At 64.3% G+C, this 12,837-nt stretch carries 13 protein-coding genes; all 13 read left to right on the top strand.

Annotated features, from left to right (window positions below; translation table 11 throughout):
- Positions 1-31 precede the first annotated feature (31 nt).
- The 13 genes from AB5Y89_RS14605 (at position 32) to fliM (ending at position 12,799) form a co-directional block, all read left to right on the top strand.
- The gene (locus tag AB5Y89_RS14605) at positions 32-400 is read left to right on the top strand and encodes a helix-turn-helix transcriptional regulator (protein WP_039039917.1); all 369 of its coding nucleotides are present in this window, start codon (positions 32-34) and stop codon (positions 398-400) included.
- Positions 401-484: 84 nt separating this feature from the next.
- Positions 485-1,549 (top strand): ACR3 family arsenite efflux transporter, encoded by a 1,065-nt coding sequence (arsB, locus tag AB5Y89_RS14600; RefSeq protein WP_216987594.1) that lies wholly within the window; start codon positions 485-487, stop codon positions 1,547-1,549.
- A gap of 51 nt (positions 1,550-1,600) precedes the next feature.
- The gene (gene arsC / locus AB5Y89_RS14595) at positions 1,601-2,026 is read left to right on the top strand and encodes a glutaredoxin-dependent arsenate reductase (RefSeq protein ID WP_216987593.1); all 426 of its coding nucleotides are present in this window, start codon (positions 1,601-1,603) and stop codon (positions 2,024-2,026) included.
- Positions 2,027-2,129: 103 nt separating this feature from the next.
- Positions 2,130-2,906, top strand: a complete 777-nt coding sequence (locus AB5Y89_RS14590; RefSeq protein WP_041212621.1) for a lipoprotein — start codon at positions 2,130-2,132, stop codon at positions 2,904-2,906.
- 379 nt (positions 2,907-3,285) lie between these two features.
- Positions 3,286-3,603 carry a flagellar hook-basal body complex protein FliE gene (gene fliE, locus AB5Y89_RS14585; RefSeq protein ID WP_029314161.1) on the top strand — a complete coding sequence of 106 codons (318 nt, stop codon included), beginning with the start codon at positions 3,286-3,288 and terminating at the stop codon, positions 3,601-3,603.
- A gap of 55 nt (positions 3,604-3,658) precedes the next feature.
- On the top strand, positions 3,659-5,359 hold the full coding sequence (fliF, locus tag AB5Y89_RS14580) for a flagellar basal-body MS-ring/collar protein FliF (protein ID WP_010673916.1): 1,701 nt from the start codon (positions 3,659-3,661) through the stop codon (positions 5,357-5,359).
- On the top strand, positions 5,352-6,413 hold the full coding sequence (fliG, locus tag AB5Y89_RS14575) for a flagellar motor switch protein FliG (protein ID WP_010673917.1): 1,062 nt from the start codon (positions 5,352-5,354) through the stop codon (positions 6,411-6,413). The genes fliF and fliG overlap by 8 nt, the downstream gene beginning before the upstream one ends.
- 70 nt (positions 6,414-6,483) lie before the next feature.
- On the top strand, positions 6,484-7,287 hold the full coding sequence (gene fliH, locus AB5Y89_RS14570; RefSeq protein WP_042878970.1) for a flagellar assembly protein FliH: 804 nt from the start codon (positions 6,484-6,486) through the stop codon (positions 7,285-7,287).
- Positions 7,288-7,361: 74 nt separating this feature from the next.
- Complete coding sequence (fliI, locus tag AB5Y89_RS14565; protein WP_029314163.1) at positions 7,362-8,693, top strand: flagellar protein export ATPase FliI; 1,332 nt, start codon at positions 7,362-7,364, stop codon at positions 8,691-8,693.
- A 16-nt stretch (positions 8,694-8,709) separates the two neighbouring features.
- Complete coding sequence (fliJ, locus tag AB5Y89_RS14560) at positions 8,710-9,150, top strand: flagellar export protein FliJ (RefSeq protein WP_039039911.1); 441 nt, start codon at positions 8,710-8,712, stop codon at positions 9,148-9,150.
- Between the two features lie 87 nt (positions 9,151-9,237).
- Complete coding sequence (locus AB5Y89_RS14555; RefSeq protein ID WP_368224026.1) at positions 9,238-11,151, top strand: flagellar hook-length control protein FliK; 1,914 nt, start codon at positions 9,238-9,240, stop codon at positions 11,149-11,151.
- A 57-nt stretch (positions 11,152-11,208) separates the two neighbouring features.
- On the top strand, positions 11,209-11,715 hold the full coding sequence (gene fliL, locus AB5Y89_RS14550) for a flagellar basal body-associated protein FliL (RefSeq protein WP_010673922.1): 507 nt from the start codon (positions 11,209-11,211) through the stop codon (positions 11,713-11,715).
- 10 nt (positions 11,716-11,725) lie between these two features.
- On the top strand, positions 11,726-12,799 hold the full coding sequence (gene fliM, locus AB5Y89_RS14545; protein ID WP_010673923.1) for a flagellar motor switch protein FliM: 1,074 nt from the start codon (positions 11,726-11,728) through the stop codon (positions 12,797-12,799).
- The last annotated feature ends 38 nt before the right edge of the window (positions 12,800-12,837 follow it).

The raw sequence follows: 12,837 nt of genomic DNA, 5'->3' as shown, positions 1-12,837 counted from the left end.
GTTGAAATGAAGCATCCAAGGGGGGAGACCCATGAACAAAGAGACGGCCACCAAGGTCTTTGAATCGCTGGCTTCCGGCATCCGGCTCGAGGTGTGGCGGCTGCTGGTCAAGGCCGGGCTGGAGGGGCGGGTCGCGGGGGAGCTGGCCGGCGAGCTCGACATCGCCCCCAATACCCTCTCGTTTCACCTCAAGGGGATGCTCAACGCCGGGTTGCTGTCGGTGGAGCAGGAGGGGCGCTTTCTGCGCTATCGCGCCAACATCCCCCTGATGCTGGGGGTGATCGCCTACCTCACCGAGGAGTGCTGCGCCGGTCATCCCGAGGCGTGCGGCCTGCTGCCCGCCGGGCCCGGTAGCGCCTCCCGCGCCGAGGGGTCGTCGCCCTGCTGCGGCGAGTCGTAACGGGCCAGGGCTGTCGATGCCCATGTGCCGTGCCATTCATCTATTCAACCTGGGGTGCGAGCGTGGATCGCACCGGGAGTCATCATGTCTGCAATCTGTGAGGCCAAGGCAGCCCCTGCCATCGGCTTTTTTGAACGTTATCTGACCGCCTGGGTCGCCCTCTGCATCCTGGTGGGCATTGGCCTCGGGCAGGGCCTGCCGGAGCTCTTCAAGGCCATCGGCGCCATGGAGGTGGCCAGGGTCAACCTGCCGGTGGGGCTGCTTATCTGGGTGATGATCATCCCCATGCTGCTCAAGATAGATTTTGGTGCCCTGCATCAGGTGAAGGGCCACATGAAGGGTATTGGGGTCACCCTCTTCATCAACTGGCTGGTCAAGCCCTTCTCCATGGCCTTCCTCGGCTGGCTCTTCATCCGAGTGCTGTTTGCCGACTGGCTGCCGGCGGATCAGCTGGACAGCTACGTGGCGGGTCTCATCCTGCTGGCGGCGGCCCCCTGCACCGCCATGGTGTTTGTCTGGAGTCGCCTCACCAACGGCGATCCCTACTTCACCCTGTCGCAGGTGGCGGTGAACGACCTCATCATGGTGTTTGCCTTTGCTCCGCTGGTGGCGCTGCTGCTCGGTGTCTCCAGCATAGTCGTGCCCTGGGATACCCTGCTCACCTCGGTGGGGCTCTACATCGTCATCCCTGTCATCCTCGCCCAGCTGCTGCGCAAGGCCTTGCTGAGAAAGGGGCAGGCCCATTTTGACGGCGTCATGACCCGCATCCAGCCCTGGTCGGTGGCGGCCCTGCTGCTCACCTTGGTGCTGCTGTTCGCCTTCCAGGGCAACGCCATCATCGAGCAGCCGCTGGTCATCGCCCTCCTGGCGGTGCCCATCCTGATCCAGGTGCTGTTCAACTCCGGGCTCGCCTACTGGCTCAACCGCAAGGTGGGGGAGAAGCACTCGGTGGCCTGCCCTTCCGCCCTGATCGGGGCCTCCAACTTCTTCGAGCTGGCGGTGGCCGCCGCCATCAGCCTGTTCGGCTTTCATTCGGGCGCGGCGCTCGCCACCGTGGTCGGGGTGCTCATCGAGGTGCCGGTCATGCTGCTGGTGGTGCGCGTGGTCAACGCCAGCAAACCCTGGTACGAGGCGGGACTAAGGCGCTAACGGATGGCCACTAACCCATTTCTATTCACTTGAGTCATGAGAGACAGGCAAATGAGTGCAATCACTATCTATCACAATCCAGAGTGCGGCACCTCCCGCAACACCCTCGCGCTGATTCGCAGCAGCGGCGTGGAGCCCACCATCATCCACTATCTGGAGACGCCCCCCTCCCGCGACGAGCTGGTGGCCCTGATCGCCGCCATGGGCATGCCGGTGCGCGATCTGCTGCGAAAGAACGTGCCCCCCTACGAGGCGCTGGGGCTGGCAGAAGATCGCTTCAGCGATGACGAACTGATCGATGCCATGCTGGCCGACCCCATCCTCATCAACCGGCCCATCGTGGTCACCCCCCTCGGCACCCGGTTGTGCCGCCCGTCGGAGGTGGTGCTCGATATCCTGCCCGACCCGCAGCAAGGGGCCTTTGCCAAGGAGGATGGCGAGCAGGTGGTGGACGGCCAGGGTAAACGGCTTCGTTGAGCCCCTGCGCGTCAGCGTCTGACCCGCGCCGGGGGGATGCCCTTAACGGGCAGGCGCCAGATCTGCTACTGTGACCTTCGACTCATCACAGAGGGTGGAAACAATGAAGATTCGATTCCTGGTGATAGCCACGGCACTGGCGCTGGCCTCAACCCCCGGTCTGGCCGACTGGGCAAAGCTGAAGGAGGCCGCCTCCGAACTCGGTACCGCGGTGAGCGATACCAGCAAGGAGGCGTGGAAGGGGATCACCGATTTTTCCAAAGAGACCTGGGAGTCGGTGTCCAGCTGGGGGGCCGAGGCCTACAACAAGGCGGGGGCCTGGACGGCAGAGAGTGCGGCCACCGGCAAGGAGTGGCTGACCGCCGCCGACAAGAAGCTCGACACCATGCTCGAGCCCAAGACCCCGGAGGAGGCGAGAACCGCCCTCGATACCATGGCCGATACCGCCCTGGTGCGGCTGTTCAACGAGCAGCCCTCGGCCAAGTTGCTGTTTGACAAGGCTTATGGCTATGCGGTGTTCGACTCGCGCAAGTTCTCCCTGATGATCCACACCAATCAGGGGGCCGGGGTCGCCGTCAATCGCACCAGTGGCAAGCACACCTACATGAAGATGTTCGGTGCCGGTCTTGCGGCCGGGATCGGCGGCAAGTTCTACCAGCAGGTGATCCTGTTCGAAGACAAGGCGAGGTTCGATGCCTTCGTCAGCAAGGGGTGGGAAGCCACCTCCGAGGTGGGCGCCGTGGCGGGCAAGGAGAGCGCCGAGCTCACCGCCAAATACAATGGGGGCATGGCCATCTATCAGATTGGCGAGAAGGGACTGTTGCTTGACGCCAACATCTCGGGCTCCAAGTACTGGCTGGATGATGACCTGAACAAGTGATCCCTGCCGATCTGACTCGTTTTTTCTTGGAGGAGATCGAGGTGCACTCTGTTTACTTGTCGGGACTTGCAGTAAAAAGAGGGCCTTGGGCCCTCTTTTTCATGGGCGCCGCACAGAGTCCGGCGACCAGGAGAGCAAGATGACCCATGAGGCCGAACAGGATCGGATGGTTGCCCACCGCCGGGAGTGGGACAAGCAGAGCATCTACCTGCGGCTGCTGCTGGGCGATCCCCCCGGATCTGCGACCTGATCCCCGGATGGCCGGTGCCCGCCGGCCTGATCGCGCCCCACTTTTATCCCTGATCTCGAGATCTCGCTCTGGTTGGCACCTTTATTGCTTCAAGCCAGTCAGTGTCAATGATTTGTCTGGGAAGGGAAGATGGAAATTAGCGCAAGCAGCCTGATGCAAGAGATGCAGGCCCTCAAGGTGGAAGCCGGTGCCACGCCGTTGACCCAGCCCGGTCGTCCGGTCAGCTCGGATTTCGGCCAGATGCTGCAACAGGCCCTGGACAACGTCAACGAGTTGCAGGGCACCGCCAACGATCTGCGTACCCGCTTCGATCTCGGCGACAAGTCGGTGGATCTCTCCCAGGTGATGATCGCCGGTCAGAAATCCTCCATCGCCTTCGAGGCGACGGTGCAGGTGCGCAACAAGATGGTCGATGCCTACAAGACCATCATGAACATGCCGGTGTAACTCGGGCCCATGACGACCGAGCATCATGAAGATGTCAGCAACAAGGACATAAACCGTGGCAACTGATCAAAACGGCGATCTGCTGATCAACAACGAGGGGGCGGCCGCCCTCGACGAGCACGAGCAGAAGAGCTCGGCGCTGGGCTTCCTGTCCAACACCGATGTGTTGCGCCAGATCACCCTGATCCTGGGGCTGACCATCTGTCTGGCCATCGCCGTCTTCATCCTCTTGTGGGGCAAGGAGCCGGAGATGCGTCCCCTCGGCACCTTCACCACCCAGGAGCTGGTCTCCACCCTGGATTACCTGGATCAGCAGAAGATCCCCTATCAGGTGGATGGCAAGAGCGTGCTGGTCAGTGCCGAAAACTATGCGGACATCCGGTTGCGCCTGACCCGCGCCGGTCTGGCCAACAACAGCGACGCCAGCAACGACGGCGAAGCCATCCTGCTCAAGGACTCCAGCTTCGGCGTCAGCCAGCGCATGGAGAGCGAGCGCCTGAAACTGAGCCGCGAGCGTCAGCTAGCGAGCGCCATCGAGCAGTTCCAGAACGTCGCCAAGGCCCAGGTGCTGCTGGCCATCCCGAAAGACAACGTGTTTGCCCGCAACGAACGCAAGCCCAGCGCCACCGTGGTCCTGAGCCTCAAGGGCAACGCCCTGGGCCAGGGTGAGGTGGACTCCATCGTCGACATGGTCGCCTCCGCCGTTCACGGTCTGGAGCCGACCCGCGTCACCGTGACCGACCAGAACGGTCGCCTGCTCAACTCCGGCTCCCAGGATCCCCTCTCTGCCCAGACCCGCAAGGAGTTTGCGATGCAGCAGAAGCAGGAGCTCGAATACAAACAAAAAATTGACGCCATCCTGATCCCGGTGCTGGGGGCCGACAACTATACGGCGGAGGTGGATCTCTCCCTTGACTTCTCCCAGCAGGAGCAGACCCGCAAGACCTACAACCCGGACCTGCCGGCGGTGCGCTCCGAAATGACCATGGAAGAGAACAGCGCCAGCGGCAGCAACGGCGGGGTGCCCGGCGCCCTCTCCAACCAGCCGCCCGCCGCGTCCAACATTCCCGAGCAGGCTGCCGGCGCAGAAGGAACCGCCTCTTCCGGCCGTTCCCGCAAGGAAGCGACCCGCAACTTCGAACTGGACACCACCGTCAGCCACATTCGGCGCCAGCAGGGCGGCATTCGCCGCATGACGGTGTCGGTGGCGGTGGATTACAAGGCCATCCCCGGCGCCGACGGTGCCGTGACCCGGGAAGCCCGCAGCCAGGCCGAACTCGATACCCTGCGCCGTCTGCTGAGCGGCGGTCTGGGCTTTGACGTGACCCGGGGGGATACCCTGGAGGTGGTCGCCATTCCGTTCAACCGCCCGGAACTCGAGACCGTGGCCGACATCCCTCTCTACGAGCAGCCCTGGTTCTGGCGCGCGGTGCGCATCGCCGCCTCCGTGCTGGTCATCATAGTGCTCATCGTTACCGTGGTGCGGCCCATGCTCAAGCGCCTGCTCTACCCGGACGCCAAGCCGGAAGGGGAGCTGGACTTCGACAACCACACCGTGCTGGGTGGCGACGACGAACTGAGCCTGCTGGCCGCCCAGGCCGAGGCCGAACCGGTATTCGGTCTGCGGGATGGTCAGCTCAAGCTGCCTGACCTGCACCGTGACGAGGATCTGCTCAAGGCCGTGCGCGCCCTGGTAGCGAACGAACCTGACCTGGCCGCCCAGGTCATCAAAGAATGGGTAACCAAAGATGCCTGAAGAGAATAAAAGCCAGGTCACCGGCAACGACATCACCGAAAGCCAGCGCCTGATCCTGGATCAGATGGGCGGCATGGAGATGGCGGCGGTGCTGATGCTGAGCCTCAACGAGGAGGACGCGGCCCAGATCTTCCGCCACCTCGAGCCCAAGCAGGTACAGCGGCTCGGCATGTCCATGGCCTCCATGTCGGATTTCAGCCACGATCGGGTGGCGGCGGTGCATCGTCAATTTATCGACGACATCCAGAAGTACACCAATATCGGCATCGGCAGTGAAGACTTTGTGCGCAAGGCCTTGGTGGCGGCGCTCGGGGAGGACAAGGCCAGCAACCTGGTGGATCAGATCATCCTGGGCTCAGGCGCCCGTGGCCTCGACTCCCTCAAGTGGATGGATGCCCGCCAGGTGGCCAGCATCATCCAGAACGAGCACCCGCAGATCCAGACCATCGTCCTCTCCTATCTGGAGCCGGAGCAGTCCGCCGAGATCCTGAGCCAGTTCCCGGAGCAGGTGCGCCTGGATCTGGTGATGCGCATCGCCAACCTCGAAGAGGTACAACCGGCGGCGCTGCAGGAGCTCAACGACATCATGGAGAAACAGTTCGCCGGTGCGGCCGGTGCCCAGGCGGCCAAGATGGGTGGCCTGAAGGCGGCGGCCAACATCATGAACTACCTGGATACCAACATCGAAGGGCAGCTGATGGACTCCATCCGCGAGTCGGACGAGGAGATGAGCCAGCAGATCCAGGATCTGATGTTCGTGTTCGAAAACCTCATCGACGTGGACGATCGGGGCATCCAGACCCTGTTGCGGGAAGTGCCCGGGGATCTGCTGCAACGGGCCCTCAAGGGGTCGGACGACCAGATGCGGGAAAAAGTATTCAAGAACATGTCCAAGCGGGCCGCCGAGATGCTGGCGGACGACCTCGAGGCCATGGGGCCGATCCGGGTCTCCGAGGTGGAGGCCGCCCAGAAGGAGATCCTCTCCACCGCGCGCCGCCTGGCGGATGCGGGCGAGATCATGCTGGGGGCGGGTGGTGGCGAAGAGTTCCTCTAAGTCATGGGCCATGGAATGTGCGATGATGTCGGCCCCTGTACCCGGCCCTCGATAGGAGTCTCTTCGGCACATGAATGACAAGAACAGCAAACTGCGCGGCTATCTGAGGCCCGAGTCCGACACGGCGCAGATTGAGACCTGGGGCTGGCCAGAGATGGAGACCGAAGCCGAGGTCGAAACCAATGCCCTGGGGCTGGCTCCTGACTGGTATCGTCAGGAGCAGGCCGATGCGGCCCTGCCGGAAGAACAACCCGAAGAACCCGCCCCCAGCATCACCGCCGAAGAGGTGGAGGCGATTCGTCAGGCCGCCTGGGAAGAGGGGATGCGTGATGGGCGCGAGGCCGGTTTTGCCAAGGGGCTGGAAGAGGGCAAGCTCGAAGGCTTGCAGCAGGGCCACCAGGCCGGGCTGGAGCAGGGCAGGGAAGAGGGACTCGCCATGGGGCGGGAGCAGGTGGAGCTGGAGATAGCCCGCTGGCAAGCCCTGGTCTCACGCCTGGCCACTCCCCTTGGCGAGATGGACGAGGCGGTGGAGCAGCAGCTCATCGCCCTGGTGCAACAGCTCGCCCGCGCCCTCATCCGCCACGAGGCGCAAACCTCCCCCACGCTGCTGCTGGAGGCCCTCAAGCAGGGGTTGGCCCTGCTCCCTGCCGCCGAGCAGGGGGTCACCCTGATGCTGCACCCGGAGGACGTGACCCGGGTAGAGGCCGCCTTTGGCGCCGAGGAGTGCGCCAGGCGCCACTGGCGGCTGCAAAGCGAGCCCACCTTCTCCCCCGGCGATCTGCAACTGGCCACCGAGCTTTCCAGCATCGATCTCACCCTCTCCGGGCGCATCGATCAGCTGCTGCGCAATTTCCTGCGTGACAACGCGAGCTGAGCCATGGCCCGGTTCGAACCCGTCGTGCAGCGCCCTGCTGACGGCATCATCAGGCACTCATCGTCGGAGGCGACATGACGGCACCCCTTCTTGATCGGCTTAAAGGCTACCGGGTTCGCGAGCAGGCCCCCATACCGCCGGTGGCAGGCAAGCTCACCCGGGTGGTGGGGTTGACCCTGGAAGCCATTGGCTGCCGCGCCGCCATCGGCTCCCTGTGCCGCATCGATACCCAGGATGGGGCCCTGGAGGCCGAGGTGGTGGGGTTTGCCGGGGATCGCCTGTTCTTGATGCCGAGCGAGCAGCTCAAGGGAGTCATTCCCGGCGCCCGGGTGGTGCCCGTCACCGAAGATCACGGCATCCCGGTGGGCATGAGTCTGCTTGGCCGGGTCATCGACGGCATCGGCCAGCCCCTGGACGGGCTCGGCCCCATCCTCTCGTCCCAGACGGTGCAGTTCGCCCAGCACCGCATCAATCCCCTGGCCCGTCGCCCCATCCATCAACCCATGGACGTGGGGGTACGGGCCATCAATGCCGTGCTCACCGTGGGCCGGGGTCAGCGCATGGGGCTGTTCGCCGGCTCCGGTGTCGGCAAATCCGTGCTGCTTGGCATGATGACCCGGGGCTCGGTGGCGGATGTCGTCGTGGTGGGCCTCATCGGCGAGCGGGGCCGGGAGGTGAAGGAGTTCATCGAGGAGATCCTCGGCGCCGAGGGGCGCGAGCGCGCCGTGGTGGTGGCCGCCCCTGCCGATGCCTCGCCGCTGATGCGCCTCAAGGGGTGCGAGACGGCGCTCGCCATCGCCGAGTATTTCCGCGAGCAGGGGCTCAACGTGCTGCTGCTGATGGACTCCCTCACCCGCTACGCCCAGGCCCAGCGGGAAATTGCACTGGCGGTGGGGGAGCCGCCGGCCACCAAGGGCTATCCCCCCTCGGTGTTTGCCAAATTGCCGGCGCTGGTGGAGCGGGCCGGCAACGGCAGCGACGGCCAGGGCTCCATCACCGCCTTTTTCACCGTGCTGACGGAGGGGGACGATCTGCAGGATCCCATCGCCGACGCGGCCCGGGCCATCCTTGACGGTCACATCGTGCTGGCGCGGGAGCTGGCGGATGCGGGCCACTATCCGGCCATCGACATCGAAAAATCCATCAGCCGGGTCATGCCCATGGTGACCTCACCGGAGCACATGGAGCTGGCGCGCACCTTCAAGCAGTTCTACTCCCTCTACCAGCAGAACCGGGATCTCATCACCATCGGCGCCTACAGCCAGGGATCGGATCCGCGCATCGACCGGGCCATCATCCAGAAACCCTATCTGGATCAGTTCTTGCAGCAGAAAATGCGCGAGGTCATTCACTACGATGAAGGCCTGCAATCCCTGCAACTGGTGGCCATGCCCCTGATGCGTTGACCGGTGGAGAGCCCTTATGAGTAAAGGATTGACGTTGCTGGCGAGTCGGCTGGAGGAGGCCGAACAGCAGGCCGCCATGGCGCTTGCCAAGGCCCAGCAGGATCTCAAGCTGTTCATGGATCAGCAAAACGCCCTCAACCAGTACCGCCAGATCTACCACCAGCAGTGGACGGAGCGCGGTCTGCAGGGGATCAGCCCCCAGCAGAACAGCCAGTATCACGCCTTCATCAACAAGCTCGAAAACGCGGCGACCCAGCAGTACCAAGGGGTGTTGCAGGTGCGCGAGGCACTGGCCGAGTGCCGCACCCAGTGGCTCGAAGCCCAGCAGCGGCGCAAGGCGGTCGAGCTGCTGCTGGAGAAGAAGGCGGACAAGGTGCGCCAGAAGGCCCAGCGCCAGGAGCAGAAGATGCTGGATGACTACGCCATCCTGCGTCGTTATCACCAATCTGGCCTGTAATTTGCTTTCTTCCGGTCATGCGAGGCCGATGGGCCAAGCCATGACCGCACGTGCGGCCGTCACCGAATCGTCGTCAGGGATCCCAGCATGATACAGACCCCCTTGATTAGCACTCTCTCCCAGGCGCCTTCTGCCGATGGCAGCGCCACCCTGCTGGCTCCCACCGTTGGGGGCGAAGGGGGCGTGCAGCCGTCAGGCGAGGGCAAGGCCGCCTTCTCGCAAGCCATGGCCATGGCCCAGCTGATGGGCAAGGCGCCAGCCAGTCAGGGAAATCCAGCGCTCCAGGGGCCCGCCGAGGGCGCCCGGGAGGGGCTTGCCCCGGCTGCCAAATCTTTGGCGTCTGACGAGCCCGCCACCGAGTCCGCGTCTTCCTCGAAGGGGGCGGACGACGAGGGCGAGCAGCCTCCCGACGACTTCCTGCAACAGTTGCAAGCCTCCCTGCGCCAGGATGTGAGCCTGGTGGTGCCCCCGACATCGCCCGCCATGGCCGGTGAGGCGGCGGTGCCTGTGGACGGCAACCCCTTGCCGCCTGGCGCCGCAGCGCCTGGGATGGCAGAGGGAATGGCGAAGGACGTGGGGATGGCAGAGAGCGTGGAGGCGGCAGAGGGGAGCGCCTCCCTGCCGCAGATGACGCCAGAGCGTCAGCATGAAGAGAACAAAACGAAAGCCATCCACGGTGCGGCCCAAGGCGCCAGCGCCGTGCCGAGCGGTCAGGGTGCTCTGCCGCTGGGGGCCGAAGAGCCCCCCTTGGCCGATGACATTGCCGTGGCCGACCAGGGCGGAGCGACCCGCCAGCCCATGGCAGGCAAGGGAGCGGAGCCGGATGCCAAGGGGGGTGAGCCCCCTCTCTCGGGTCAGGAGCGTGCCGCCCTGCTCGCCAAACTGGTGGCAGGAGAAAACGCCCAGGCTCCCACTGTCACCCGGGCTGACTCATTGCAAGAGGCACAGGTGGCCGATCCCCTGGCGTCGGCCGGACAGAGGACAACCACTTCCCGTGCCGCCAGCGCCTATGGCGATGGCGTGATCCGGACGGTGGCGCAGGGGCCTGCCCCTGCGGCCACACCGGAGTCCGCTCCGCCCGCGACGGCGGCCGGGGCAGAGAAGGACGCCCCTGTCGCCGGTGAGGCCAGACAGGCTGAGGCCGCGAGCGGGCAGGGAGCCCGTGCAGGGGCCGAGCCTGCGGTGAATGCAGGGAGCAGCCAGCCCGTGACGACGGAGGACCCGGCCCCAGTCCAGGCGGCGCCGCAGATCCTGGCTCGTCATGAATCCCAGGGGGCACAGGCCCCCCTGACGGCCCTCTCGGCGGGCCTGGACCAGATGGAGAGCGCCCCCGTGGTGGCCGCCGGCGCTGCCGTGTCGGTGAAGCCCGCGGTGGACAAGTCCCGGCTCGATGAGCTGGGCAAACAGTCGGGGATGGAGGTCAAGGGCAGTGAACCCGCCGAGGGGAGCCAGCCTTTGCATCAGGCACAGAGCCAGGTCGGCGAGAACAGACCGCTGGCCGAGTCGACCGTCAGACGGGAGCCCCAGAGCCTGCCCCACCTCAAGCTGGCGACCCCTGAGGCCCCCGAGCAGCTGCACCACAAGGTGAACCTGATGCTGGCGGACAAGCTGCAACAGGCGGAGATCCAGCTAGACCCCCTGGGGCTTGGCAAGATGAAGATCCAAATCCAGATGGATGCCTCCAGCCAGGCCAGCGTGCACTTCGTGGTGCAGCATGGCCAGACCCGTGAGATGCTGGAGCAGGCCATGCCGCGCCTGCGCGACATGCTGGCAGGGCAGGGGATCCAGCTCGGCCAGACCGTGGTGCAACAACAGGCGCAGCAGCAAGCCTTCCAGCAGCAGGGGCACTCATCCTCCCAGGGTCAGTCCGGTTTCGGTGACCAGGGGCGACAGGGGGGAAATGGCGGCGGCAGCGATGGCAGAGAGGCCGAGGGGAGCGCTCGCAACCTCACGCTGCTGGTGGAATCGGCAAACGATGCCGGAATCGATTTCTATGCTTGATGCATTCTTAAGTAAGTTTATGATACCGAACAAGTTTGAGACTAGGGTGGACAAGGGATGGCAGACGATAATGAACTGACGCTGAAGGATCCGGCGGCAGGCAAGAAAAAGAAGCTGATCATGATAGTCGCCCTGGCCGTCGTGCTCCTTGGTGGGGGTGGCGCCGGCGCCTGGTTCATGCTCGCCGGTGGGGATGAGCCCGCGGCCGAAAAGAGCGAGGCCAAGCCGGAGGCGAACACGCCCCAGCCCTCGCTCTATGTGGGCATGCCCCGTCCCTTTGTGTTCAACGTGGCGGGAGGCCAGCGGGATCGGCTGGTGCAGATCAAGATCCAGCTGATGGTGCGCGGCACCGCCGACGAAACCCTGGCCAAACAGAACATTCCCCTGATCGAAGGCACCTTGCTGCGGGTCTTCAGCTCGGCGACCGCCGAACAGCTGATGACCTTCGAGGGCAAGGAGAAGCTGCGTCAGGATTCGCTGGAAGAGTGCCGCCGGGTGCTGAACGACCTGGTCTCTTCTCCCGTAATCGAACAAGTGCTGTTTACCGGCTTTGTCATGCAATGAAAGGTGAAGCGTGAGCGATCTGTTAAGTCAGGACGAGATTGATGCCCTGCTGCACGGCGTCGACGATGTCGAGGAGGAGGAGCTGGGAGCTGCCGGGGATCCCGGTATCGCCCAGTTCGACTTCTCCTCCCAGGACCGCATCGTCCGCGGCCGCATGCCGACCCTGGAGCTGGTGAACGAACGGTTTGCCCGCCACATGCGCATCAGCCTGTTCAACATGATGCGGCGCACCGCCGAGGTCTCCATCAACGGCGTGCAGATGCTCAAGTTCGGCGAATATGTCCACACCCTGTTCGTGCCCACCAGCCTGAACATGGTGCGTTTCCGCCCCCTCAAGGGGACGGCGCTCATCACCATGGAGGCGCGGCTCGTCTTCATCCTGGTGGAGAACTTCTTTGGCGGTGATGGCCGCTACCACGCCAAGATCGAGGGGCGGGAATTCACCCCCACCGAGCGGCGCATCATCCAGATGCTGCTCAAGCTGGTGTTCGAGGACTACAAGGATGCCTGGGCGCCGGTGATGGACGTGGGCTTTGAATACCTCGACTCCGAAGTGAACCCGGCCATGGCGAACATCGTCAGCCCCACCGAGGTGATCGTGGTGAGCTCCTTCCACATCGAGCTGGACGGCGGTGGCGGCGACTTCCACGTGGCCATGCCCTACTCCATGCTGGAACCCATCCGCGAACTGCTGGATGCGGGGGTGCAGAGCGACAAGGGGGATACCGACGTGCGCTGGAGCAAGGCCCTGCGCGACGAGATCATGGACGTCAAGGTGGAGCTCAAGGCCAAGCTGCTGGAGACCGAGCTCTCCTTGCGTGAGCTGATGGAGCTCAGACCCGGGGACATCATCCCGGTGGAGATGCCGGAGAACCTGCTGGTCTTTGTGGAGGACTTGCCCACCTTCCACGCCAAGATGGGGCGCACCAAGGAGAACGTGGCGCTCAAGATCACCGACAAAATCAAGCGCCCTGACGGGGTCAAGACAGAGATGCATCTGGTGACCCGCGGGGGCGTGCGCATTGATGGCGAAGCCGAGCTGGAAGAGCTCGAGCGAAGCATCTCTGACAAACACCCTGATTGATCCTCCCCCCGGGGAGGTGCTGCAACACTGAGGAATTG

This window comes from Aeromonas sp. s4, assembly GCF_040907855.1.
GTDB classification, from domain to species: domain Bacteria; phylum Pseudomonadota; class Gammaproteobacteria; order Enterobacterales; family Aeromonadaceae; genus Aeromonas; species Aeromonas caviae.
Note: the sequence above shows the minus strand (reverse complement) of the source record. Positions and strands in the feature narration are given on the sequence as shown.